Source organism: Ruegeria sp. AK4, from assembly GCF_056541025.1.
In genome coordinates, this window is the sequence record NZ_JBQFXS010000034.1 from 1 (window position 1) to 25,138 (window position 25,138).

At 54.6% G+C, this 25,138-nt stretch carries 21 protein-coding genes, 1 tRNA gene and 1 pseudogene; 6 read left to right on the top strand and 17 right to left on the bottom strand.

Features of this window, described 5'->3' with window-relative positions:
• Nucleotides 1-92 precede the first annotated feature (92 nt).
• A tRNA-Met gene (locus ACR0EZ_RS24585) sits at nucleotides 93-169 on the top strand.
• Here ACR0EZ_RS24585 and ACR0EZ_RS24590 read toward each other — a convergent pair.
• The 6 genes from ACR0EZ_RS24590 to ACR0EZ_RS24615 form a co-directional block, all read right to left on the bottom strand.
• Complete coding sequence (locus ACR0EZ_RS24590) at nucleotides 126-1,766, bottom strand: recombinase family protein (RefSeq protein WP_480617452.1); 1,641 nt, start codon at nucleotides 1,764-1,766, stop codon at nucleotides 126-128. The genes ACR0EZ_RS24585 and ACR0EZ_RS24590 overlap by 44 nt on opposite strands.
• The gene (locus ACR0EZ_RS24595; protein WP_480617430.1) at nucleotides 1,763-2,806 is read right to left on the bottom strand and encodes a tyrosine-type recombinase/integrase; all 1,044 of its coding nucleotides are present in this window, start codon (nucleotides 2,804-2,806) and stop codon (nucleotides 1,763-1,765) included. Before ACR0EZ_RS24595 ends, ACR0EZ_RS24590 begins: the two co-directional genes overlap by 4 nt.
• Complete coding sequence (locus ACR0EZ_RS24600) at nucleotides 2,806-4,503, bottom strand: tyrosine-type recombinase/integrase (RefSeq protein WP_480617431.1); 1,698 nt, start codon at nucleotides 4,501-4,503, stop codon at nucleotides 2,806-2,808. The genes ACR0EZ_RS24595 and ACR0EZ_RS24600 overlap by 1 nt, the downstream gene beginning before the upstream one ends.
• A 166-nt stretch (nucleotides 4,504-4,669) precedes the next feature.
• The gene (locus ACR0EZ_RS24605) at nucleotides 4,670-4,876 is read right to left on the bottom strand and encodes a helix-turn-helix domain-containing protein (protein ID WP_480617432.1); all 207 of its coding nucleotides are present in this window, start codon (nucleotides 4,874-4,876) and stop codon (nucleotides 4,670-4,672) included.
• A gap of 180 nt (nucleotides 4,877-5,056) precedes the next feature.
• Nucleotides 5,057-5,890: a hypothetical protein gene (locus tag ACR0EZ_RS24610; RefSeq protein ID WP_480617433.1), complete on the bottom strand. Its 834-nt coding sequence runs from the start codon at nucleotides 5,888-5,890 to the stop codon at nucleotides 5,057-5,059.
• 356 nt (nucleotides 5,891-6,246) lie between these two features.
• A complete protein-coding gene (locus ACR0EZ_RS24615) occupies nucleotides 6,247-7,827 on the bottom strand; it encodes a GMC family oxidoreductase (RefSeq protein ID WP_480617434.1) in 1,581 nt (526 codons plus the stop codon).
• A 521-nt stretch (nucleotides 7,828-8,348) separates the two neighbouring features.
• Here ACR0EZ_RS24615 and ACR0EZ_RS24620 point away from each other — a divergent pair.
• The gene (locus ACR0EZ_RS24620; protein WP_480617435.1) at nucleotides 8,349-9,038 is read left to right on the top strand and encodes a polysaccharide lyase family 7 protein; all 690 of its coding nucleotides are present in this window, start codon (nucleotides 8,349-8,351) and stop codon (nucleotides 9,036-9,038) included.
• Between the two features lie 480 nt (nucleotides 9,039-9,518).
• Here ACR0EZ_RS24620 and ACR0EZ_RS24625 read toward each other — a convergent pair whose 3' ends face one another.
• The 4 genes from ACR0EZ_RS24625 to ACR0EZ_RS24640 form a co-directional block, all read right to left on the bottom strand.
• Nucleotides 9,519-11,822, bottom strand: coding sequence for a DUF1989 domain-containing protein (locus ACR0EZ_RS24625; RefSeq protein ID WP_480617436.1), 2,304 nt, complete (start codon nucleotides 11,820-11,822; stop codon nucleotides 9,519-9,521).
• Between the two features lie 228 nt (nucleotides 11,823-12,050).
• Nucleotides 12,051-13,361 carry a TRAP transporter large permease gene (locus ACR0EZ_RS24630; RefSeq protein WP_480617438.1) on the bottom strand — a complete coding sequence of 437 codons (1,311 nt, stop codon included), beginning with the start codon at nucleotides 13,359-13,361 and terminating at the stop codon, nucleotides 12,051-12,053.
• Between the two features lie 19 nt (nucleotides 13,362-13,380).
• Nucleotides 13,381-13,944, bottom strand: a complete 564-nt coding sequence (locus tag ACR0EZ_RS24635) for a TRAP transporter small permease subunit (RefSeq protein ID WP_480617440.1) — start codon at nucleotides 13,942-13,944, stop codon at nucleotides 13,381-13,383.
• A 271-nt stretch (nucleotides 13,945-14,215) separates the two neighbouring features.
• Nucleotides 14,216-15,328 (bottom strand): C4-dicarboxylate TRAP transporter substrate-binding protein, encoded by a 1,113-nt coding sequence (locus ACR0EZ_RS24640; protein ID WP_480617441.1) that lies wholly within the window; start codon nucleotides 15,326-15,328, stop codon nucleotides 14,216-14,218.
• Nucleotides 15,329-15,349: 21 nt separating this feature from the next.
• Between ACR0EZ_RS24640 and ACR0EZ_RS24645 the strand changes: the two genes are divergently transcribed.
• Nucleotides 15,350-16,327, top strand: coding sequence for a LysR family transcriptional regulator (locus ACR0EZ_RS24645; RefSeq protein ID WP_480617442.1), 978 nt, complete (start codon nucleotides 15,350-15,352; stop codon nucleotides 16,325-16,327).
• A gap of 906 nt (nucleotides 16,328-17,233) precedes the next feature.
• Here ACR0EZ_RS24645 and ACR0EZ_RS24650 read toward each other — a convergent pair.
• The 3 genes from ACR0EZ_RS24650 to ACR0EZ_RS24660 all read right to left on the bottom strand — a co-directional run bounded on the left by ACR0EZ_RS24650 (nucleotide 17,234) and on the right by ACR0EZ_RS24660 (nucleotide 19,160).
• Nucleotides 17,234-17,557, bottom strand: a complete 324-nt coding sequence (locus ACR0EZ_RS24650; protein WP_480617443.1) for an H-NS histone family protein — start codon at nucleotides 17,555-17,557, stop codon at nucleotides 17,234-17,236.
• 321 nt (nucleotides 17,558-17,878) lie between these two features.
• A complete protein-coding gene (locus tag ACR0EZ_RS24655) occupies nucleotides 17,879-18,133 on the bottom strand; it encodes a hypothetical protein (RefSeq protein WP_480617444.1) in 255 nt (84 codons plus the stop codon).
• Nucleotides 18,134-18,593: 460 nt separating this feature from the next.
• Nucleotides 18,594-19,160 carry a hypothetical protein gene (locus ACR0EZ_RS24660; protein ID WP_480617445.1) on the bottom strand — a complete coding sequence of 189 codons (567 nt, stop codon included), beginning with the start codon at nucleotides 19,158-19,160 and terminating at the stop codon, nucleotides 18,594-18,596.
• A 220-nt stretch (nucleotides 19,161-19,380) separates the two neighbouring features.
• Here ACR0EZ_RS24660 and ACR0EZ_RS24665 point away from each other — a divergent pair, with 220 nt between their 5' ends.
• The 3 genes from ACR0EZ_RS24665 to ACR0EZ_RS24675 all read left to right on the top strand — a co-directional run bounded on the left by ACR0EZ_RS24665 (nucleotide 19,381) and on the right by ACR0EZ_RS24675 (nucleotide 20,867).
• Nucleotides 19,381-19,530, top strand: coding sequence for a hypothetical protein (locus ACR0EZ_RS24665; protein ID WP_480617446.1), 150 nt, complete (start codon nucleotides 19,381-19,383; stop codon nucleotides 19,528-19,530).
• Nucleotides 19,531-19,637: 107 nt separating this feature from the next.
• Nucleotides 19,638-19,913 (top strand): hypothetical protein, encoded by a 276-nt coding sequence (locus ACR0EZ_RS24670; protein ID WP_480617447.1) that lies wholly within the window; start codon nucleotides 19,638-19,640, stop codon nucleotides 19,911-19,913.
• 768 nt (nucleotides 19,914-20,681) lie between these two features.
• Nucleotides 20,682-20,867 carry a hypothetical protein gene (locus tag ACR0EZ_RS24675; RefSeq protein ID WP_480617448.1) on the top strand — a complete coding sequence of 62 codons (186 nt, stop codon included), beginning with the start codon at nucleotides 20,682-20,684 and terminating at the stop codon, nucleotides 20,865-20,867.
• A gap of 114 nt (nucleotides 20,868-20,981) precedes the next feature.
• On the opposite strand, the gene ACR0EZ_RS24680 is transcribed toward ACR0EZ_RS24675, so the two are convergent.
• The 4 genes and pseudogenes from ACR0EZ_RS24680 to ACR0EZ_RS24695 all read right to left on the bottom strand — a co-directional run.
• Nucleotides 20,982-21,242 carry a helix-turn-helix domain-containing protein gene (locus ACR0EZ_RS24680; RefSeq protein ID WP_480617450.1) on the bottom strand — a complete coding sequence of 87 codons (261 nt, stop codon included), beginning with the start codon at nucleotides 21,240-21,242 and terminating at the stop codon, nucleotides 20,982-20,984.
• A gap of 701 nt (nucleotides 21,243-21,943) precedes the next feature.
• A complete protein-coding gene (locus ACR0EZ_RS24685) occupies nucleotides 21,944-23,248 on the bottom strand; it encodes an FAD-dependent oxidoreductase (RefSeq protein ID WP_480617451.1) in 1,305 nt (434 codons plus the stop codon).
• Between the two features lie 238 nt (nucleotides 23,249-23,486).
• A complete protein-coding gene (locus tag ACR0EZ_RS24690; RefSeq protein WP_480617453.1) occupies nucleotides 23,487-24,677 on the bottom strand; it encodes a recombinase family protein in 1,191 nt (396 codons plus the stop codon).
• Between the two features lie 54 nt (nucleotides 24,678-24,731).
• Nucleotides 24,732-25,040, bottom strand: a pseudogene (locus tag ACR0EZ_RS24695) (recombinase family protein); the annotation flags it as partial.
• Nucleotides 25,041-25,138: the final 98 nt, after the last annotated feature.

Here is a 25,138-nt window from a genome sequence, read left to right on the forward strand (position 1 = left end):
CTTGGGCTTAAGCCCCGGGAGAGTAGGTCACCGCCAAACCTAGAAAAAGCCCACACAATCTCTCTAACGATATCGCACTTATTCGACCCTGTCGCGGGATGGAGCAGCCCGGTAGCTCGTCAGGCTCATAACCTGAAGGTCGTAGGTTCAAATCCTACTCCCGCAACCACTTTTACCGAACAAGCCGCCGCAAGGCGGCTTTGTTCGTTCTGAACCAGGCCAATCATCGCGGCCAGGGCACCCTCCAGTTCGATCTGCACGCCATTCCGTTCATGTTGGATCGTAACACGTTCGATCAAGTCCCGAATGATCTCCAAAGCCGCTGTGCGGATAGACGGATCCGATAGCGCCTGTGCCAGATCAGTGACCTTGGAGCGATAGAGTTCAGACAGATTTGGGTGCAGTCGCACCGGCGAGGGCGCGGGCTCAGACAGCTTTGCATCCAGATCGGCGATCTGCGCTTCGAGCTCTTCGAGCCTGGCTTGAAGCCCGGGCGTACGAATGCCCTCTGCGATTGCATCATAAAACCCATTCAGTTTGCGCGCAGCTTTGTCCCGCTCGGATTGTAGACGGGTCCGCGCTACCACCGCTGTGCTGGCTTCTGAGTTGGCGGCTTCGCTGAAGGACTTGATAAAAGCGGCTACTGCGTCGGGCTGCATCAGACGCTGACGAAGCAAATCCAGAACAGCGTCTTCCAGAACATTGCGGCGGATGGATTGCTTGTGCGCGCAAGTGTCGAGTTTGCGAGCGGCAGAGCAGGCAAGGTAGTCGCGTCCGACTGTTGCGAGTGGTCCTCCGCAGGTACCGCAGAATGCAAGACCTGTCAGAAGGTGCTTTTTGCGACGCTTCTCCCAAAACCGGGTTTCTTTGATGGCTTTGATACGGGGATCAGCCTCGATCTCACCTTGCCGCTGTTTGACCGCCTCCCAAAGCTCATCCCCGACGATCCGCAACTCGGGGACCTCCGTGATGATCCATTTGGAGGGATCGTTGAGACGGGAAACACGTCTGCCGGTCTCGGGGTCCTTGATATAGCGCAGCCGGTTCCAGACGAGGCGGCCGACATAAAGCTCGTTGTTGAGAAGGCCCGTCCCACGCACTCGGTGCCCTCGAATGGCGGTGTCACGCCATAACTTGCCACGGGGACCGGGGACACCCTCTGTGTTAAGGCGGCGCGCAATGGCTTTCGGGGAGTGCCCTTCGGTGAAGTCATGTAATACCCGTCGGATAATCTCAGCTTCCGCTGCGTTGATCATTCGTTCTCCCGTGACGGGTTGGCCGTCGGGTCCAAGACGCCGGACGACGTCGTAACCATAGCTGTTGCCGCCGCCGGAACGGCCAAGCTCGACCCGCCCGCGAAGACCACGCCGGGTTTTGTCGGCCAGGTCTTTGAGGAACAGTTGGTTCATGGTGCCTTTGAGACCTACGTGCAATTCGCTGATCTCGCCCTCAGCCAGTGTCACTATGCCAACTCCTGCAAAGCTTAACCGTTTGAAGATCGCCGCGATATCCGCCTGGTCTCGGCTCAACCGGTCCAGTGCTTCCGCCAAAATCAGATCAACCTGTCCTTCCTGTGTAGCATGGAACAGGGCTTGCAGACCGGGGCGCAACATGGAGGCGCCGGAGACCGCACGATCAGAATAGGCGTCAATAACAGTCCATCCTTCCCGCTCAGCACGCTCCCGGCACAGTCGCATTTGGTCATCGATGGATGCGTCTCTCTGCATTTGGCTGGAGAAACGGGCATAGATTGCAACTCGGGTCATCGCCGGGCCTTTCTCTTCTGGTTGATCAAAGCCGCGTAGTCGCGGCCCGCTTCAATTGTCTGGGCGTGGATGTAGTGGCGCTCGGCGGTTCCGAAGCTCGTATGCGCAAGAATTGGTCGAATTAGCTTGGCGTGTTCCGGAGAAGAGCGGGCCAGGGTTGTCGCGGCAGCATCCCGAAAGAAATGCGGTGGAATACGGCGACCCGTCAGCTTCAGTGTCTGCTCCGCGATCCGGGGGCTCAGCGCGTCTTTCTTCAAAGGAGTGCCAGACCGGCCAACCCACAGGACATTGTGATGCTGTTGGCCACGCTCCATAAAAAAGGGACGGGCTTCGTTGATATAACGGCGCAAGAGCGGCTCAACGCTCTGGGGAACATCAGCTTCCCAGGGATGCCCTGATTTGGTGAGATCCCCGGGGAGCGCGACGGTCATCGTGTCTGCTGCGACATACAGGGATGTGCCAATCCGAAGGCCCGCGAAGGCGCGTCGCCGCATCGGCATCAAGGCCAACATCGCTATCATGGTGCCATCCCGCAGGCACATCATACTACGTAGCGGTGTTGGCGCCGCTTCTGCATGACCTGTCGCCAGAATCAGCCCTGCACGGAATAGAACCTCGCTGGACAACACACGCCCAAGTTTGCGATCCCGATCACCTCGACCCGCGGCGCGCTTCAATCCCGTCTTTAACCTATTCTGGAGGGACCAGTCCGGCGTGGGATCAGTTGCAGCGAGAATACGCAACACGCCATCAATGAACATTAACCGGGTCATAGGCCGTGTGTGTGAGAGGTCCTGAAGCCAAGCCGAAAGGCGCGGCACGGTCGCGCGTCGCGCTGGGGGCAGTGCAATCGCCTCCGCATCGCTGGTAATCAGCCATTGCAACCATCGGGCATAACGTAACTCTAACGTCTTTAAGGAAGTCGCGCGTAGGTGTGAGAGCGCGCCGCAATCGTCAAGCGGTCCACCTTCCTTTTGAAGGTTGGTCCACATCTCGCGGTCTTGCGCGGGCCAGTCGATGAAAGGCAATACAAGGCTCATCAGCGACGCCCTTTCTTGGCGTCTATCAGGTCGGCAAAGGCACGTGTCGCCGACCGTGCTTCAAGACCGGAATACATGTTGATCGTGTGGCTGACTTCCGAATGCCCAAGCAACCGGCGCGCGACCTCGTAGCCGCCGGGATTGGCGTCGAGCCAGTTCATCACCGCGAAATGCCGAAACAGGTGGGCGTTCATTTCCAACCCCGTTTCTTTCCGGATCCGTTTGGAGATGCGCGCAGACAGAACGCCGGGATCAACCGAATGCTGACCATCCCTCCGGGGAAACAGCCAAGGCGTCCCGGCCGGACAGAGTTCCGGACAGCGAGATTTGAGATGCGCGTCGATCATGCGCAATACATCACGCGGGATCTCGAACTCGACAGGTCGCTCATTTTTTGTCTCGCCGTCTTCCAGAACCAGATAGGCTCGGCCATCACCGGGACGGTGCAGGTGGCGTTCCAGGTGGATGTCAGCCAGGTTCTTCACGCGAACCGGGCAGACCAGCAGGATGGCGATGGCGAGCGCATCTTCGCGCGCCAGAGCCCAGCCATACGGTTTGGACGTGCCGCGTGGTCGCGCGAAAATCCGTTCAGGCAGAAGCAGCAGGCGCTGCTGATGCTGGTCCTCCTGCAACACCCGCAGCCGGCTTCGGTTTTTTTGGGTCATGCCAGTTTGAGGTTTGACGGCCAGGCGCGCGGCAAGCCCCGACAGAGCGTCCCGGGTGCCATCGGGTGCATTGAGTATCCGGGCCAGGTTGCGGAGCAAAGCGGCGATCTCGCTGATCATCTTTGTGGTCTGGTTGTCGGTACGCGATAACATCTGGCGCAAACCCCGTTCAGCCATCGTCGGATTGATCAGGACGTCCAATCCGCCAATGTGGCTAATTGGAATGCCAGAATGAACCAGTTCGGAGGCAAACCGAACCAACTGTCTTTGGTATTGGGACAGGGTTGCGGGTCGGAGTGCTCTGTTCTGACCATTCCCTTCCAGCGGGTCTGGATTGGACAGACGATGCATCAGCTTTGCAAGATCGGTTTGGAATGGCGCCGGAAAATCAGTCGCCGGAAAAGTGATGACCTTTTGACGTGATTCCAGAGGCAGAGTGACCTTGGGCCATTGTGAAATACGTCGGGCCGCCAGGTTCCAGCCGTTGACCGCAGCCCGATAGGCAACATCAGGAGATTTGCTGATCTCATTATGCTCAAGTGCTTCTCGGTAGACTCGGGCATGCTCTTTACGCACAATGGCAGGCTCAACCCCCTGCCGGTTGAGAAAATGCACGAAGCGGCAGAGCGCGGGTTGCAACGTCTTGTCGCCGGATGCCAGCACATCGGCCCAGAGTGCTTTCCAGGCGGGAGACAGATCGCCGATCCGGTTGAAGCGCCGTTCCACCAGCCCGAAATGCGCGAGCGCGGCCCGGGCATCACTGACCGCGTTTTGCCAGCTCTTTGGTGTCAGACCAAGTGCGGCTGGGGCGATTTTGGCCAAACGAGGTTGCAACCAGCGGCTATCGCAGGGCACATCTTCTGGCGGCAACCCAAGGGCTTTAGCTACGCGGCGCAGGCCGGAGATCAAGTCGCGGCGGCGCGCGTCAGACAGAGAGGTGTAGGAGTGCAGCTGTTCGATAAGGTCGGCAAACATCGGTGTGTCGGCTTTGACGAAGGCCAGCGTCATTTGAACGGGGCTCTGCTTAGTCATCGGGTTTGCGTTCCTTTGGACATGTCAGGTCTCGGGTGGACGGATGTGGACAGGAGGTCCGATTCGGGAAAAGCGTAGCACAGAAAGTCCGAAACTAACGGGGACGCCCTCTTCCCGAAACGCGCTTAACACATTGACATTAATAGACATTAATAGTCGTGAGCTCTTACCAGCAGTGTGCCTGCCGGTAGACGGCATGAGCTGCCGGATCAATGCGGATGAGGCGTCCGCCGGGGCCAACCCGGATAACCTCAAGCAGGCCTGCCGCAATCGCACGGCGCACTGTCTTCTCGGAGCAATTGTCCAGTTCAGCGACGTCCTTCACCGTCAGCAGCTTGCGGGGTCGGTTCTTCTTGGCATTGATCTGTGGCATCCTGATGCGCCTCCTTTTTGTCAGAGGCGTTCCGGCCCAGTTCCCGTACTGCCTGGGCAGCCAGCAATCGGACCAACTGGTCAATCGCTGCCTCAACCTGCTGGTGCGCTCGGTCGTCGAAAGGGGGTATGGCAGGAACGCGTGTCATGCCATGACCATGACAACGCAGGCTTGCTCATTCTAAGTGTATTGATTGCCCGATTCCGGCGGTGCCCAACGCTCTTGCTCTTCTCGCTCAAGCTTGCCGCGAAAATCGTCAATATCCACTCGGATCGTCTCACCGCTCAGGATTTGCTCCGGTTCGGTGATGAACCTCACGACAGACTGAATGAAGTCGACGAGCGGACCTTGCCGTTGTCCTCCGGGGCGACCGTCTGAGTATGTCGTATAGGTCAAAGGGCGACGGGCATCTTTCCAGATATAGCAGCAGCTCTCGACGATGTACTGACGGCGCTTGTCGCGCGAGAACCGTTTGTCTCGGGGCGACATCTCTGCGACCGCGCCGGGGGTCACAAGGATGTGCCGAATGTCATCCACGATGTCTTGGCTAAGTGTCGTTGCGGACTCTAGCTTGTCGAGGACTTGGGGAAGAAGGTCTGCGTCTTCTGGCGTCGACGCAAAATCAGTCGAAAGCGAACCCAATGTGTTCCGGAGTTCTTGGGGAGCAATGGAACTCTGTTTGGCTTTCCGCGACAGTTGCTTGAGGTGTTTTTGACCTCGTTCAATTGCTTGCAAGCGACGGACCTCGGTCAGATTGATTGCAATGTCGTCATCGTTGTTGAGGCAGTGACCCAGCATGGTGGACAAGTCGCGCACGAGTGGTGCTGGCAGGTCAAACTGTTCACACAAGTTCTCGATCATGCCCTCGGTAAGGACGCCGCGTTCTCCATAACTGCCGAGCTTCCACGACATAGAGGCCCTGATCCCATCCATGTGCGGGTAGACCGAATAGTCATCTTCAGTATTTGCAACGTCTCGACTGCTCTTTAGATCGCTGTCCGCGTTAGCGCTCATGTTATTCTCCGTTTGGCACACTCTGGGGTCTGGTCGTACGTCCAAAAGCTGATGTGCATCAAGGCAGTATTGTTTGCTGAGAAAGCGCGCTGGTTGAAACGAGGCGACCCCCTCAAAGGTTGCACAAAAATAAAAGAACAGGAAGAGAACAATTTGTGCTCTGGCTAAGGCTTGATCCTCCTTGGCGATTTTAACGCTATTTCGTTAAGAGACTGCACCCCGCAGTGTAGTGGATACTTGCGCCTGCCGAGTGAACGGTCGCTTTACCGCCAGAGCAGACATTGAACCGAATATATTGAATGACTGCCCCGAGCCCAAAGCGGACACGCTTTGCAGCCTAAGCAATGACACAGCAACTAGTGTCCTACGTTCTTGATTCCTAGCGTCAGATCAGCCCCTTTCTCGGCCACCATCATTGTCGGTGCGTTGGTGTTGCTGCTGGTCATAGTCGGGAAAACTGAAACATCAATAACTCGCAAACCCTCAAGCGCGTGTACTCTTAACTCAGAATCGACTACAGCGCGGTCATCTACGCCCATGCGGCAGGTCGACGACAAGTGCCAACATGTCGATGCACCCTCCCTTATTCCTGCAACAATCTCGTCAGTCTCGCGACCCGGCCCGTGAACTTCGGCACGCACAGATTCGAACACCGGGTGATCCGCCATCTGGTACTGAAACCGCACCATTTCGATGTAGTTTTGCAGGTCGAGCGGATCAGACAGGTAGTTCGGATCGACAAGCGGCCTGTCGAAAGGGCTCGCCGAAGCAAGTGTGACAGAGCCTTGGGAATAGGTCCGAGCTACGTAGCCGCCAAATCTCAATCTCGGCATATCCGCGTCGCGATCTGCATGCATGTTCCCGATGGCGCAGATTAGTTGGCCGTTGGGATACTCCTCGGTTTCAGTCAGCCGTACGAAAGCGCCTGCGTCGACGCCTATTGACGCAAGCGGACCGCCGCCCGTTTTTTCGAATTCCTGAACGCTTTGCGCCACATTCGAAATTGGGAACCCGAACCTCTCCGGGTCTTTCAAAACGATGTGGACGCCCGGGCCACCGGGATGATCCAACAGGTTCTGCCCAACGCCGGGCAGATCATGACGGCAATTTATCCCGTGTTCCATCAAATGCTCCGCAGGTCCCACGCCCGACAGCATCAGGATATGCGGCGAACCGATCGCTCCCATAGACAGGATGACCTCCCCAGCGGTGACATGCTCGGCATTCTGTCCGAGAGCATAAGTCACGCCTGTGGCTCGGCTGCCGTCTAAAGCTATCCCTGTTACGTGAGCACCGGTGACGATAGTCAGGTTCGCCCGGTCGCGGACTGTTTTCGATAGAAACCCATCAGCTGCGCTGACCCGACGCCCGTCCTTGAGCGTGAACTGGTAAAGGAAGCTGCCGAACGGATCTGCGCCGTTGTAGTCAGGGTTGCGAGGCACGCCTAAGTCTTCGAGCGCTTCAAAGCACATCTCCTGAAGTGGGTTTCTGTTCCGCGGCAGTTCAATCTGAACATTGCCGTCCGTTCCATGAAAGTCGTCTTCATAGAGCGTGCTGTATTCAGACCGCTTGAAGTAGGGCAGCACTGCGTCGTAGGACCATCCGGTGTTTCCCGATTGCGCCCAACCATCGTAATCTCCGCGATTGCCGCGCACGTACATGCCGAAATTTATCCCACTTGATCCACCCAATCCCTTCCCCCGGTTCAGCAAGATACGACGGTTGTTAAGATGGACCTGCGGGGTCGATCGGTAGGCCCAGTCAAGCTGGGTATCCCATTGATCAATGGCGGCTCCTAACGCCGAGAGGTTCGGGCCCCGCATTTCGCCACCTGCCTCCAATAGCAAGACTTTGTTTGCAGGATCGGTCGAAAGTCTGTTGGCCAAGATGCATCCAGCAGTGCCTGCCCCGCACACCACAAAATCGTATGTTTCCATCTTCCCTCATCTCCCTCACATCATCCACCAGCTTAGGACAAAGGCTGAAAGTCTCATACATTTTCCTTCCTCGGCTCAGCCGTTGGCCAAGAGCCTCAAAGGCGAAGGAGGGTGAAGGAAGTGTGGATGTCCGGTTTGTCCGCAGAGTGGTCATTCGGGGAAAATCGATCAATGTCTGCTATGCGGACAAATCACCAATTCGCTGGACTTGTGCCAATGTCGGCTTTTGTTTAGCTGGTCGAAAACGGCCTTCGTCACATGGGTCAAAAACGTGTGCGTATTGGTGCCGTCGTTTTCGATGCCTGTTAAGGTGACCTAAATATCAGCATCCGGAGATCCCGGCATTCATTGTCCGCCAAATTGGATACTACAGCGCCGAGCTTATCGAACTAGTGCAGCAGCCCTGAAAGCTGTGAAGCCGCTTTGCGTTCATTCACACGTCAATAGAATAGCCACCTAGAAACATGTATTTTCGTCCTCGGCCATGCAAGTATGAAGCATTGATGATGGAGCTATGTACAATGAAGTTTATTTTTTGGCTCGTCCTCGTTTGCGTGTTCTGGGCACCCGCTTCTGCACAGGCAACGCCTCTGAACTCTTGGAGTACTTCGTGTTCCGTCGATAAAGGTGCAATTAAAAAGCATCGCGGTGTCTATACGTTCAAGACAAGCACCAACCGGTGTACGGGCGGCAATTACAATCAGCGAGCAGAGATCACTTCAGAGCAGGTGTCTCCAACCGTGAAAGGCGCATATTTGTTTGAAACAAACGTTGCTATAACAAGTAACTCTTCAGAGAAGTTCGACATTTTTCAAATTCATGATGGCCGTGATGGCTGTGCCCCGCCCCTCAAAGTTCAAGTGGCGCCAAACGGAACGATCAGGCTCCAAAGCGCAGTAAAACTCGGCCCAGGAGAGCAATGCAAACCCCAAGAGAGAACAACAGGTAATCCCAACGTTCGACTTCGAAGAGACGGTACTGAATATAACCTTCGGGTGTTGATCCAATTCAATGGAGAGGGAGACTTTTCAACAGATGTTTGGGTCGATGGAACACCTACGGTATCGGATGTTTACCAAAGACCCAGCATTCCAGGGGCCTTCAAATCGAAGAAATTTTATTTCAAACATGGTGTCTACTCGAAGAACATGTTCGACTATCAAATGACGTCCCGGGGGATGGTCGTAAAGAAAGTTAAGGTCTCGCAATGAAGGCCCATAGATTACCGCCTGACAGGGCGTGGATTCCGGCTAAGGTCTCAAGGTGAGGACTTATTGTCCCGCCAATCGCCCCCCAACCAATGCCTGCATGCCAATGTGCAACGGTTTCCAATACGCCTCTTCTACGCAAAGGACAGGCGGCTGATAACCTGGTGAGTCATGCTTGAGGGTTGCTAGGGTAAGAGGCTACGTGGTTCTGCGGTGACTGATTTGGTAGGGCCGTCCGCTCGACTTTGCAAAGTCAGCTTTTTGCGCATTGCCGTCATTCGGACATCGCGCAGCATCGGTCAAAATGGGCTCTGTACCGCCGTACTCTGCGGTTTGCATAATTGGCTAGTCGCAGCCCAAAGCGGACCAAATCGCTCTGCACGTAAGGCGGCCAAATCGCTCACTGCCACACGCATTAGTTCAGCGCGAAACTCCGCTGTAGTATCGACGCGGTGCCGCGATCCGCTAGGTTTTTTTCATTCGCTAAGCTCTTGCTTTCTCTCTCTTAGGATCAAGGAACGGCAGACTGGTCACCGTACAAGGCAGGCGCTTCATATGCCCGTCGAGCCTACCAACCTCTAGCTCAGTGCCCTCTTCCGCGTTTTCAATGGCCACGCGTGCCATTGCGATGGCGTGTCCCAGTTGGGGTGAATGCGTTGCGCTGGTGATGACGCCGACCTGCTCTCGGCCAAGAAAAACGTGGTCACCATGATGCGGGGCCTGCTTGGTTAGGAAATTCAACCCGACAAGTTTTCGCCGGACTGCTTGTGCATTCCGCGCCAGTGCGTCCTTTCCAATGAAATTGTCTTTTTTGAGATCGACTGCGAACCCCAACCCCGATTCCATTGCGTCCACATCTGGCCCGAATTCCGCGCCTGCGATCATAAGCCCGGCCTCGATCCGAACCATGTCCAATGCCGCACTGCCCATAGGCATAAGACCAAGCGGTTCGCCGGCGTTCATCACCGCGTCCCAGATCTCGAGCGCATCTTCGCGGTCGCAGAATATTTCGTATCCCAGTTCACCCGTGAAACCGGTCCGGCATAACAGAAACATTGGACCACTGCTGTTTCCCAGCCGGGCTACTGTGAAGCCGAACCATTTGATGTTCTCAAGCGCCGGGCGCGCCCGGTGCGTGTAAACGATCTTGCTGAGGATTTCGCGGGACTTTGGGCCCTGTAAGGCAAGGTTCACCATTCGGTGCCCGAGCGAGCGAACACGGGCGTTCAAACCCAGCTTTTCCGCTGTCTCGCGTAGGTGCAGCGCGGAGTCGTCCGAACCGCAGCACCAGCGATACGTCGTGGGTTCAATACAAAAGAGGGTGCCATCGTCCAACACGCTGCCCCGCTCGTCGCAGATCAGGGCATAAAAGCCCCGGTGCTGGGCTAGTTTTTCCACATTACGCGTCATGCAATATTGCAGCAGTTCAGCCGCGTCCGGGCCTATAATGTCGTATTTCCTCAGACCCGACATGTCCTGAAGCGTAGCCGTGTTCTTGCAGGCCCAGTACTCTTCGACCGCGCCGGTCGCGTCGTAATGTGTCGGGGTCCAAAGGTCTCTGGACACCGCGTATTTGCTGGTGAGTTTGGAGATACGCGGGTGAAATGCGGAATGACGGGTCAGTTTTTCGCCGTCCTCCGGCTGCGCCCGCCAGGAAACAGAATGTGAAATGGACGTATCCTCTTCGTAGATGCGAACATGAATATCGGTGGGGTTCCAGCCGTTGATCGGATCGACGTCATCCGGGCAGGCCGTTGAGACACAGACCAGATCAGTCAGGGCTTCCAAGACGACATGGTCACCGGGTCGCGACCACGCCTCGTCCGAGGCCAAGTGCCCGTGGCCCTGATCCATCCAGGAGTTGAAAAAGAAGTTGACCGCAGGCCATGCCGCGCGGGCTCCGATACCATAGGGGCGGTAGGCTTCGGTGATATTGTCGGAACAATTCAGATGACCGGGAAATCCACGATCTTCGTACCCTCGTGCGGTGCAGGCCAAGGCAAACGTATCGTGGCGGCCAACGGTGTCCTGCCGAACCGCCAGAAGAGGACGGATGTCCTGATCGTAAAACTTGTCATGCAGCCCCGGCAACGGATAAGCGCTGCGCGCCATGGTCCGGGACACTGTGGAATCTATGTAGCGTTCAACACCGCTGTCCAGGCTTGCGGCATGCATAGCCATAAAGTCTGAACATTGCTGACCTTCGATATCGATGATCTGGACGAACTGACCCTTTTTCAGCGTGTAGGCCATTGCCGTCCCGCGGTCGACGCGCCATTCGTCTCGAATTTTCCCCAAAGGCTCGGGCAGCAGAAACTCGGAGGATGCGTTGTCGGGAAGCTTCACGTCCACGGTGAAACGCCCGCCGCCTCCGGCGGACACAAACCCCTCTGTCACGGGGGCAACAATGAAAAACGTGCAGGGTTTAATTGTTCGGGTTAGGAACACCTCACCAGGATCAGTCTCAGGTCCAAATACATGATAGGTGCTTGCGCTTTTGAGCCCCACGTCGCGGCTGTTGGCGATTGCGTCCATGAAGCGACTGTCAAACCTGGTCGCATCCAGGGCGGTGCTTTGATCCTGAGGTACTTCGATGGCCGAGGGCGAGAACGCGCGATCATTATCGGCCAGAGCTGTGATCCATGCGGATGCTCCACCGTCGACGTTTGTGATCGACAGAATTGCACCCTTGGGGAGGTCAATATGCGCTTCGCCCCCCCATTGGATGTCCATCCGCAAGCGGTTCGGTGTTTGCAGGCCCCGATACCTTTCGCGGTCAGAGTTCATTGATGTCTGCGCTTTTAACACGTTTCGGTTTCCCTTGAATGGGTGGCGAACCGTTCAGTCTCTTAAGACGCCGGTGTATCGCCAGATAGATGAGAGCAAAGTTTTTTTCGGCGTGATGAAATTGCGGGACCCGAGCCAGGCAAAATGCCGGGCTACTTGAACGCTCTGGGATAATTCTCCTCTGACTGCGTCAATTTCCATTGCCACATTTTGCAAATTGCAATTTCGTTATTGAATCATCGCTTCCGGCAACCAGGTCGCCAAACCGGGCACGACGATCAGCATTGCCAGCACGATGATGTCGAAGAATATGAACGGTACGACACCCTTGTAGATGTCGGCGAAACTCGCCTGCCCTTTGACACCTCCCATGACTGCAAAGAGGTTCAGTCCGACCGGCGGCGTTACCACCGAGATTTCGATAAGCTTGGTGACTACGATTCCGAACCAGATTGGGTTGATGCCCAGTTCTTGGGTCACGGGAAAGAAGAACGGAAGGGTGACCACCATCATCGACGTGGTGTCCAGAAAACAGCCAAGTACGATGTAAATCACCGACACCATGATCAGGAATTTGATCGGCGTGTCGGCGACGGCGGTGACAAGCAGAACGATGTCGTCAATTACCCCGACAACAACAAGCATACGCGACAGCAGCAGCCCACCGATCAGAACGATAAAGAGGATACAGCTAATAAAGGCAGCGTCCTGAAGCGCAGGAACCAACCAACCCCTGAACGTTCTTTTGCGCGACAACGCATATAGGAACGCGCCAAACGCGCCCACCGCGCCCGCAGCAGATGGTGGGAAAGAGCCGGTATAAATGCCACCCAGGACCAGCATGAGCAGTACGGGAATGGGCCAGATGCCTCGCAGCGCGAGCACCTTTTCCCGCATCGGAACGGGCTCAGTGATGGGTGGCGCCAAATTCGGTCGGATGCCCACCAGAACGCGTACACCCGATAAGTAGACCACAGCCGTGATAAGACCAGGTATGACCCCGGCGATCAAAAGCTGTCCCACCGACTGCTCGGTCATCACCGCATAGATCACCATGGTGATTGAAGGTGGGATCATGGCCGCAAAGCTGCCGGCACCGGCAATCGCACCCAAAGAGAGACTGCGCGAATAGCCAAATTTGACCATTTCAGGAAAGGCAATGCGAGTGAACACCACGGCGTTGACCGCAGTGGAACCCGAGATAGCAGCAAAAACCGCTGACCCAACGATCACTGCTTGATATAAGCCGCCTTTCATGCGCCGCAACCACATGTCGGCCACACGAAAGACCTCGGCGGTTACGCCTGACGCCTCTGCCAGCACGCCCATGAGCACAAACATGGGCAAAACGGCCAGCGAGTAGTCATTCACCACGGCAAAGGGAAGAGTTTGCAATTGTCCGAATGCGAAGTTCGGGCCGAGATCAACCAACATGCCGCCCACGCCCACCATGCCCATTGCCACACCGACAGGGATGCCAAGTGCTAGGAACAGAAACAGGAAGGCGGCGCAGAGAATAGCGAGTGTAAGCGGCTCCATGACGATGTCTCAGACCTTCTTATGGAAGTTGGGATTCACGCTCGACGGCGCGTTCGGTTTCGGAGGCATCGCTACGATTGAGGATGCACGCGACGAGGTCATAGAGGTTTTGCAGAACCATCAGCGATGCGCCCAAGGCCAAAACGAAACGAGCTGGCCAGATCGGGAAATTGATCGCGCCGGACACATACTCTCCGACCTCAAACCCACGCAGGCCGGATTTCCAGCCGAACCAGGCGATCAGGGAAAACAGCGTCAGGCTGAACAGGTATTGAAGTATATCGGTCAGCTTGCGCAGAGGTTTTGGCAGGTGATCTGTCGGGACCGCGACCCGGATATGCGCCCGTTGAGCCTGAGCAAGCGCCACGGAAAAGAAAATCACGATGACCATCATCGTCGCCATGAACTCGAAAGCCGCGGGGATCGGCCGGGCTAGAATATTGGTGCTGATAACATCTAATGCGCCGGTAAGCATCATGGCCAGCATCGCGAAGCCTGCAATGGTTGCCGCGCCCCGTCTGAGATAGCGAAGCCCCCGGGCTGGTCCGGATTCCTTCGCTTGCAAGGTCCTGTTACCGGACATAAATTTCTCCCATGTTCAGCTGCTCGCATCTGCCTCGCCGCCGCCAATCAAACATTCGTTGGCTGCTGATTTGCGTATTGCTTGGTGCTAAGATGTTTTGCGCACTAATTCTGTCCGCGGACTTCAGTTTCACCGAAAAACACGTCCATTTTGTAACCTGGACTTTTTGTCAAGAACGGTTGCGCCAAACCTCGGCATGGTTTCGAACGGTGGCGATCAGCGTTGACGCACCCGTTCCTTGTCAACAGGATCGGGTGCGTGCTGCTGGATTTTATTGAACGACTTCTTCCCAGATCGAAATCATCTTGCGGGCATCGTCGCCTTTGCCCTTTTCATCCATGGTGACGATGAAATCGGCAAAAAAATCGGGGTTGGCATCCATCCACTTTTGCTTCTCTTCTTCCGGGAACTCATGGAAGGTGACACCCAGTTCGGCCAGAGTCTTACGCGCACCCGCATCTGCGGCCATGGTCGCGTCGCGGTCTTTTCGCATGGCTTCGCGCGAGACTTCTTCAATAATGGCCTGATGCTCGGGGCTGAGTTGGTTCCAGGCATCCAGCGAAATCCAGGTCGCGTTGGTGGGCCCCTCCCAGATGGTAATTTCCGAGATATGCTTGGCCACTTCGTAGATTTTGTAATTCACAACTAAATCCACCGAGAAGGGGATGCAGTCCACGGTGCCGCGGGACAAACCTTCGTAAATTTCTGGCAAAAACAGGGTGACCGGAGTTGCACCAACGGCCTCAGCCGCCTTCGGCAATGCCTCGCCCCATGTGCGTAGCTTTTTGCCCTCCATGCCAGCGACATCGGTCACCGGATCCTTACAAACCAGAAGATAAGGATTTAGGTGATGGAAGAACAAGGTTTTCAAACCGTTCTCTTCGGCCTCAGCATTGAGAGCTGGCAGCTCATCCATCAATCGTTCCATCAGTTCTGTGGCCTGTGGTACGCTGTCCATTGCCATCGGGATTGAGTTTGGGGCCGCGTGCATGGGCAGTTGTGCCGGGAAGTACCCAGGTGACATCATGGAAATCTCGATGGCGCCGCTGCGCATCAATTCAAGATTTTCCTGCGCCTTGCCCAAAGCGCCGCTGAAGAAAAGCCGAACTTCCACTTCACCATCTGTGCGCTTCTCAATTTCCTCGGCCCACCACTTGTCGACCTGAGACCCGGAATGAGTCTCGGGCCATTGGCTGTTAGCCTTGAGTGTCATCTTTGCGAAAGCCGGTTGAGCAGTAAAAAGTGCGCCGCAAATGACCGCCGCGCTAACGAAGCCCGACCCGATACATGTGTTTTTTTGTAAGCCCATAGACTGGTCTTCCTCTGTTGGTGGCTGGTGCTGTTCTAGAGCACTGTGAATTTTTGTTGTCTTTGCAGAAGTCACGTTACCAAGGGCCTTTTCATATTGAAATACGCCAATCTTTTATGCTTATTGATAAGTAAAGTTTATCTTTTGGATTGGGAAATGGCTCAGAATCTCTTTGATAATCGTCAGTTAGAGGCACTTTACTGGATCGCTCGTCTAGGAAGTTTTGCCTCCGCCGCACGCAAGCTCAACACTAGCCAACCCGCAATTTCTCAGAGAATTCGCGATCTCGAATCGACGCTTGGTGTCACGCTTTTTGACCGAAGCCGACGGCGCGCCGTCTTGACGCCACAGGGCCGGGAAGCCGTTGAACTGGCTCAACGCATGCTATCTATCGCAGCGGAGTTAAGAGAACGCTTGGCAAAACAAGAGTTCCTCCACGGCCTATTGCGCGTGGGGGTAAACGAAACCGTAGCACTGTCTTGGTTGCCGCAACTCATGCGAAAGATCAACGAGGAGCTACCGAACGTTGAATTGGAATTGCATGTGGGTCTTACGCAGGAGCTCTGGGACAAGTACCAACGCGGTAGCTTGGAGCTTCTGTTGGTGTCAGGTCCGATTGAATCTGACACAGTTGTTTTGGAATCCTTAGGTACTACGACGTATGTCTGGATGATGGCTCCGCAGTCGGGCGCATCCACACAAAGGATTGAACCGTGCGACTTCAAAGACCTTTCCATTATTACCCATGGTCCAGGCTCCACAATGCACGAAGCAATTCTGGACTGGTTCCGGCTTAACGGGACCCGGATCCCCAATAGTGACGTTTGCCATTCGCTATCAGCGATGGCAGCCTTGACCATGGCTGGACTAGGAATTAGCCCATTGCCACCGCTCATTTACCATCGGGAAATTGAAGCCGGTAAACTAATCGCTCTCGAACCAGTACCAGAGTTGGAGCCACTCGAATTCTGGGCAGTTTACCCGCGACTGGCAGTGTCACCTCTGCCTGCCGCTGTTAGTCGTCTCGCGCGGCAAGTCAGCACATTTGAGGACGGGAGGCTACACACCAAATAAAGGAAGACTTCATTTGGGAGATGCTGTGGAATGTTTGAACAGTTAAGCATTCGGTTAAAGAGGTTTCGAATACAGCTTCATTGTTCGCAATGATTTACATTCGCGCGCCAGCCGGATTCCTATCGGCCATGAGTTTTCTTTTCCGCTGGTCGAATCTTTGGGGTAAGCAAGCAAAAGAAGGCAACTCAAACCGGGCACCTTCATCAGTTTACACGAATTTTGGAATGTAATGAGGATTTGTCGTTTGCACCCAAGTCTCGGGTGTGCCTCAACGCACCTAGATTACCAAATGTACATCCAGGAATGTACTGCTAGAAACAGACTGGTTGCCGCGACAATAGCGGTGATACCCAGTGCGTCTTTTGCAATTTGAGCCATGTTCCAGTTCCTTACGATTGGAAGCTTCGTTTTCGCTGAAGTAAGTGAGTAAGTTCAATTCATCCATACCCAAGTTTGCATAGGCGCTTTTTAATTCTCGCATAGCTAATCAAAAAAAGATTCAGCTGTGCCGTAATTTATTGGTTTGGTTTTACGCGGATGCAAATTCCAAACTTTGTTTCATGAGATTTGTCCTCTTCCTAGCTTCACCATGGTGGCCGTTGACGGAAGCAGATCGTTGCTTGCGAAGCAGGGTGAGCGAACTTTGCAAAGTCCGCTTTCTGCGCATTGCCGGCATTGATGCACGGTGCAGAAATTTGCACTTTGGGCTCACTGCTGCCGTTCTCTGCGGTGCGTTTCGACTGGCGGTAAGAGCCCTTTCCGGACTTCCGGCAGTACCACTGACTTTGCTAGCGCTGCACGTCGTGATCCCCAGAAAGCGGTTGATCAATGAGCGTTTGCGGCCGCACGTAGAAAAGGGCATGCTCAACCGGACAGTGGAGTGGCTTTCAGCCCGGAAGAACGACTTTAAATTGCCAAATCATCGATCGATTTTCCAGCTTCGAGAGCAGCGTTGACCCATGCAGGCTTACGTCCTCGCCCAGTCCAAGTTTGAGATGGATCATCAGGGTTGGCGAATTTTGCGGCGGCCTTGGTGGTTGGTTTGCGACCTTTACCCTTATGAAGCGAAATTACGTCCTCAAAGGCCACGCCAAGTTTGTCTGCAACAGCGCGCATTTCCTTCAATGCCAGATGCAAAGACTCTTTTTCCACCTCAACGATCCGCTTTTCAATTTTTGATGCCAGCTTTTTCAGATCTGCAGCGTTCAGTTTATTGATGTCAATCGACATAGCTTTCCCCTCTTTTTCGCCCTATTGCTAAAGCAGAGAGCGAGCCTTACAGCAAGTTTTGAATGCGACATCCAGGCCTCTCTTGGAGAAAGAGCCCAAAGGCGGGCAGGAGAGGACGAGGGGAGGGTGAACGATTTGTGCACCCATAGACCGCCTGAAAAAAGCGTCAGACCTTTCCATGATAACGGAAAGCGGTTGTTGATTTCGTCTGATATTTTTCAACCCGCTTTTGCCGTGGACCCAGCGTCTATCCTTTCCTGCAGGCAGGAAACGGTTGAGTAGCTTTCTTGCATTGAGGAAAAGGCGATTGTCCGTTTCGCTCTACTTTGGACGCCGTTTCCGCGCTGCCATCTTGCGACAGCCTTCCTTGCAATACTTGGCGTCGATCCGCTTCCACTCCGGCATAAGTTCACCGCAAAAGGCGCAATGCCAGCCTCGGGAATAGTTCTGTGCCAGCTTGACCGACCGCTCCGCAATCCGGTGCGCGTTCTGCCAAGGATATGACGTGTAACCCATCCGCACATAGGGTGGGTCCAATTCTTCAATCCAGATTGTCGCGTAGTCTCGATCCGTCATTTTCTGTTGTACCTTATCCGGGAACAGGCATTGATATCATTAGGTATTCGGATTTAACTACCTGCCTCGCGCGCGTATTGCGCAGAAAACCCCCTGATAGAATTCACTCACGAAGCCGAATGTTCCTTTTCTCGAGCCAGCTCAATCAGGCGGTTGCGTTCGGTCCAACGAGCGGTAATGGCCGCCGAGGTGCGCTGACTGCCCGCGATGCAGGCGACAGCGGGTTTTGAGGCGCAAAAGCACCAAAAGCACAGCCGAAAAAAGGACTTTGGATTTCAATGCAGGCTTTCCGTCATTGCGGAAAGGTCGATGCGTTGATTGTAAACGGTTAGGCTATCCCTGTCGCCTAAGCAAGGCGACGATACCCGAGCATTCCCAGCATAGCGCCCAAGAGCAACAACCCGCTGGCGGGCAGGGGCACAGGGGCAACCTGCGAGACGACAAGGTTATCCACCCTGTACTAGCCGCACCAATCAAGGCACCAAACCTGTCCCGGTGTGGTTATGCCATAGTAGTCCTTCGGAACACCCGCTGGAATTTGCAGGGATAGCACAAGCTTATCAATCCCGCTAAATGCAGAGCCAAACGTAGTTTTGTCCCAAGCACCGGGTTGACGTGCGGTCGATGACACCGACCGCGTAGCCACCACCTGATTTCCCCTGATACCCTGAATGGTCAGAGAGATAGCGGGTGCTGCTGTCCCGGCGTAATACCAAGCGTGATCCGTTACCGGTCCAATGCCCGTTTTGTAAATCCGGCTAAACCCCGTTAGGTCGACGGACGTAGGTGTAAAACGTGCGCCGTCCTGCCGCCGAATAGTGGACGATGTCAGCCCGCCATCGTCATGCAGCGAAATATGATGCCCTGAATAGTAGAGGGTAGAGAATTCGTATTGAAAGCCTTGGCTCAATCCGATGTAGCTATAAAGCTCCGGTCCCGGCGTATCGAATGTAGGATCAAAGGTTACGGTGGTTGCATTGGCCGCACCAGCCAAACACACGGCTAAAGCCGATAGAAATAGTTTCATCACAATTCCCCCTCAAATTGAGTCGGGCGTAACTGGAGTCATGCACTTTTGGCAAATTGTGTGTGAGGTTTGCTATGCTGACAGACAGGACATAGGAGCCGCTGTAATCGCCGCTGGGCATGCGCTGGATTGTCGTAGATACTCCGGGGGCCGATACGGGTATTTAGAGACACCAGCAGCCAAATCACGGCTCAAGCGGGCAGGATACTGTAGGTGAGATATGGACCCACTTGAATTTATTACGCAACAACTTGAAGCAGCGGGCTATGAGGTCACTGTTGAATTTGGGTTGCGTCGAATTAACGGCGGGCACGAACTGACGGAAATGCAGTTCCAGCAAGTTGCTAGGGAATTGCTTTCTGAGCAGTAGCACCTCCCCATTTACCTCACGTGTAAACAAATCCGGGTTTTCTTTACACGTTTGAGCGACATGCAAAGAAACTAGGCATATTTTTAAATGCGCTGGCGATTCCAAGCGTGTTCACGCTACGTTCACGTATGCCAATCACTGTTTGGGATATCATTGAAGAAGGCGGCAAGCTGGAAATCACCTGCGGGTCATGCCGCAAGGTCGTCTGGATAACCGGGCGCGACCAGCTTCTGCGCTACAATCCCAAACTCACAGCAAGACAGCTACAGGCTAAGCTCGTCTGCCCTGACTGTGACTTCCCCGGTGAAATCAAGCTGACATTCCCGAGTGAGGAAATAAAGCGGGCCAAGTCCATAAAGGCGCACAACACGACCCGGCGGTGAACCCTTACCGGCAGGATGGGAGCAAGGCTCTTTAAATCGGCTCATAGTTTGCCGTCAATCAAGGGGGCACAACCGCATAACATGTGATGAATGGTATGAGGGGCTGGCACAAGTGAGGGGGTATAACTGGCCAGCCCCTGTGTGTGTTGCAACGGATTGGGTCAAGTGATCCGTTACTAAAACTTTATCCTCTGATTCATGTTTCCGAAATTGGGGGATTCCCGTAATAAGTGCAGATTTAATCTCGCATTCAAGAACGGAACATATGCTTGCTCTCGGACTTGACGGCACAAAACCTTGTTGCAGACACAATTCCAACAATCTGTGCCTATACCAAACAAGTGCGGCGCGCCCCGAGGGGGTTAACAATTTCCAAGAGGGGGTATGAGTTTGGCGCGTCGTACCCGCCCGCTCCGATTTCGAGGGGCAGTCCTGCTGTAAATCCCCTGTATTAACAGCAGAGGCATTTGTGCTATCCGAGGCGCGTCAACATCCTGGGTTGGACCTCGATGCGGCAAACGTGAAGATGGGAAACCCGAAGTGAGACACAAACCAGCGACACCAGAAACGGCGACCGCTAACGCTTATTTGCTAAGTAGTAAGAGCGCGAACCAGGACGTGGCAATGTGGGCCGCGTGCGAACTGATGGCGATGCATGACAGTCGTACTGATACGCTGCAGGAGCATGCTGACAGTTGGGCCGGTAGACTAAAACCTTTGGGTTCAAAAAACTTGCAAGATTGAGCGTTTGAAAAGCAGGGGCACGCTATGGAAATTGGCGACAGGGTGGTAGCCACCTTCCCAGACAATACCACGAGTGAAGTTGGTACGATTGTTGAAGGTCCAGTCGTCCAAAATGGAATGGCCGCGTTCAAAGTTCGTCATGCCGCGTTTGACAACTGGGTTCCTGCTGCTTGGTTAAAGCCGTTTCTTCAGGCTGCAAATGACAATTAGGAATGTCGGCTGTGCGGACGAAGCGGTCTTTCGCATCAGCACGGGAATGCATGGTCCCGCGAAAAGCAGACCGTGCTTTCCGACATGATGCACAGAGAGTGATCCCAACGCCTGCTAGGTATCAACAGTTCCGGTATCGGTTTTCAATCTACCAAGCTGCGCGACAATATCTTTAGGGTTATTGTCTAGCAGAAACAGCAATTTGTAAGCAGGACCACCGGGCCGTCGCGTGCCTTTTTCCCATGAGTCATATCCCACCTCGCTCATGCCCAGCAGATTGGCCATTTCCGCGAGGCTGAGGCCAGCCTTGTGGCGGACTGACTCCGGATCGAGGTTTTCAAATTTTTCTTCGTTCTCTGGTTTGGAACTAACCATAAATTTCCTGCCTCGTTTTGTTGAAATGGCTTGACGCAATCGCCGCTTAATATAGCTGAGGTCGCGGCAGCAGTGGAACGGTCAAGCGTTCTAACTTTCGCTCCATCTAAGTGCAGCAATATCTGGCTGATACTTTGCAGCGCGATATCGATCCTCGGGGATTTCGAATTCTAACCCTTGATCCTTCACCCAAACCAGATCTGGTTGGCCCATTGGAGTTTTAATTCGATATAGTCCAACAATTTTCATTCTGCTCTTCCCATAGAACTTCGATGAAAGCCCCTTACACAAACACCGAATTCAGAAAAAAGGCGTCTAGCGTAAAGGGTTTATTTGCTCTCACCTTAACGCGTGCTGGCGAGTTGAGGTCTATGCGAAACAGGATTTTAGCTGCCCACATTGCTCACCTCTGCGCTAACATCTCGCTTACGAAAATGATAGTTATAAATGGGATGGGGGGCTTTGAATGAATTTGCAAAGTTGGCTTTCCTGCGCAAAGCAGTCATTGAGGCAACCCGCAACATTCAGTAGTTTTGGGCTCAGAACTGTTGTTCTCTGCGGTTTGCTCGATTGGCTGGTCGCAGCCCGAAGCGGACCTTCAAAATCCGACTTTGCAATTCTCGCTATGCGGACCGGAGCGGCCCTTTAGATCCGATGTAAGTACGTCCACAATTTGCGTAGTTGCTATGCCTGCCAGATCGTCACGACACGTTGTGTTCAGGCACTTTCAACCGGTTGATGCCGTGTGAAGACAAGCGTCGAACGAGATTCGCCGTCGGGACTGCCTGAATGGCGATGTTTGATTGTAATGCGATCGCTGCTGCTGTTCCGGTGGCTTGCCCCATCGCCATGCATTGCGGCATACCGCGTACAGAGGCGAATGCAACCGCGTCTGCCGACAAAATGCGACCCGCAAACATAAGGTTCGTGATCTTTTCTGGCACCAGTGACCGGAACGGAATTGTATAGTACTGCCCGGACTCGATAGCAGCGTGATGGGTCATGTCGCCCTCGGCGCGCATGACATCATCGATAGGGTTGTCACAGGCCACGATGCCGTCTTCGAACTTGGTCGCACATGCCAAGTCCTTGCCCTTCAAGCGATACACACCTTGCAATTTGCGCGTCTCGCGCACGCCAACCGTTGGTGAAAGCATGGCCATATGCGCTTGCTCAAACCCCGGAACCTCAGAACGCAAGAACGCAGCCAATTTGCGGCACCTGCGGCGGCCTTCTTGAGTGGCAGCGCCCACAGCCAGAGGGTCCGTGCCGTCCACACCGCGAACATGGACAGAATTGCAAAAAACTGTGCCCTCATGAAAGCCGCGCATGAGGTACAGCTTCCTAAGATCGCTGTGCAACCTGCCGTCTGTGACGCCAATCGCTGCGTATTTTTGAAAATACGGGTCCGGTTCGGCAAAAGCGCGGTCCCAGTCCACCCCCATCATGAAGAAGGAAATCGTCACCGCCATCATGTTGCCGGACGCGTCGCCAAGAACGTAGGGCACTCCAGCCTTGGCCGAGATGTCGCCGTCGCCCGAACAATCTATGACGATCTTCGGCTGAATAGTGAAAGGACCGTGTCGGTCACAGCACGAGACCGATGCAATTTTGGTGCCGTGCATCTCGGGTTCGAGGGCGATGGTTCCCAGCCTAATACGCACGCCGGCTTCTTCGAGCATCTCAAACATCGTGAGCGTAGCTACGTCGTGGTCATAGATGATTTCAGGCCCGAAATTGTCGAGCGCGCAGGCGCGCTTCTCGGCGGCTGGGGGGTCCATCGATGCAAGACGCTCTGTAAGTTCTTCAATGATGCCGCCGATAATTTGATCCATCGGATATGCACCACCCCAAGGCATGCCGGGGCAGAACGCCATAACGCCACCGATCTTGCTGGTCGCTTCCAGCAGCGTGACCTGAAACCCTTCGCGACCTGCAGCGATGGCTGCCCCGAAACCGGCTGTGCCGCCGCCAATAACAAGGACGTCAGTGTGTTCTGTCTTCATCGCTGTCTGGCATCCCTAATGTCCAAAGTGCCGTCCGTTCTAAAACGACGCTGATCCTGCAAGCCCAATTCGTCAAGAACAGAAAGCCGTCTCTGGAGTAACGCGCAATATCGGTGAATATGGGCTCAAAAACGGACACGGGTTCCGGTTTAGCGATCGTCAACTCTTCGGACAAAACGGCTAATTGTTAAAACCAGTTCGGGTATTGTTCAGAAAAGAGCTTGGAAGAGAGGGCGCGTTAGGGAATTAGTTTTGTGGACGTTCGGCAAAGGCCAAATCCAGCTCCCGCAACCAGCGCGGTCGAACAAAGTGTCGAACAAGCCGCCCCAGGGCGGCTTTGTTCATTCTGGGACACACCCAACGCAAGCAAGCCCGCAAGTTCCCCAACCAATTCAATCGCATAAGTTCCATCTTCCGGGACCAAACGAATCTCTGACAACAGCCCGCGAATGATGGATGTTGCCTCAGCTTGCGAAGAGGTATCGCGCAATGCCGTGGTCAAATTGGCGACTTGTTCCCGATACACATCGGACAATCCGGGATGCAGCAAAACCGGTGGTTCATCAGAGGCGGAGGCGATCAGGGCTTCGAGTTCGGATTTGCGGACCTCCAACGCTGTCAGCTTATCCTTCATGCTGGCGTGAAACATGCCATCGCTGATGGCGTCTATGAGATGTGCAATCTTGCGCTCGATCTGCGCCAGATCACGTGTCGCGCTACTCCGTTCCTGTTGAATGGACCCGGCAAGACGGTTGTATTCCTCTTGATAAGCTTTGGTGAATTCCGCGATTAGACTAGGGTGCAACAACTGTTCCTTGAGCCCGGAGAGAACGCGATCTTCGAGGTCCGCGCGTTTGATAGTGAGGCGGTTGCCGCAGGTGCCTTTGTTCCGTTGAGTGGAGCAGCCGTAATAGTGTTTGCCGACTTGAATGACGCCGCCGCCACAACACCCACAGGTCAGCATACCCGAAAACAGATGCCGTGCCCGCTTGGAGCGGCCCAGCTTCTTGATGCCGTCGCTGATGGCGGCATTCCGTGCTTTTTCCTGCCGCGCCTTCACCGCGTACCAAAGGTCATCGGACACGATCCGCAGATCAGGAACGTCTTCGATCACCCAGTCTTCGGGTGGGTTCGGTCGGGCTCGTCGCTTTCCGGTGTTTGGATCTTTGACGAAACGCTGCCGGTTCCAGACTAGCCGCCCGATATAAAGTTCGTTGTTCAAGATGCCAGTGCCGCGTTGGTGATTGCCGTAGATGGTTGATGCCCCCCACGTGCCGCGTGGCCCTGGGATGCCCTCATTGTTCAAGTTTGCGGCGATGGCACGTGGGCTTAGCCCGTGGCTGTAGTCACGAAAGATGCGTCGGACAATCTCAGCCTGAACATTGTTGATTTTGCGTTCCCCTGTCGTCACGGACTCGTCTGCGCTCATGTCCCGCACAACGTCATAGCCGTAGGTGATACCACCGGCTGATTTGCCTTTGCGCACGCGCCCCTCCAGCCCGCGATGGGTCTTTTGAGCCAGGTCTTTCAGGAACAGGCTGCTCATGGTGCCTTTGAGACCGATGTGAAGTTCTGAAATCTCACCTTCAGCCACGGTGACAATCGGGATGCCCTGAAACCGCATCTGCTTGAAGAAGGCCGCGATATGTTCTTGGTCGCGGCTGATACGGTCAAGCCCTTCGGCGACAACAATATCGAATTGGTTGTGACGCGCGTCTTCCAACAGTCGCTGGTAGCCGGGGCGGAGATGAGATGCGCCGCTGAGCCCCCGGTCGGAATAGGTCTCCGCCTCTTGCCAGCCTGTCCGTTGTCAGGGATTTTGGGACAGATGGCTGCCTGAGCTAAGAGAGGATCTGGCGCATCTGGTTGGTTTGATTATGCGGCGGATTT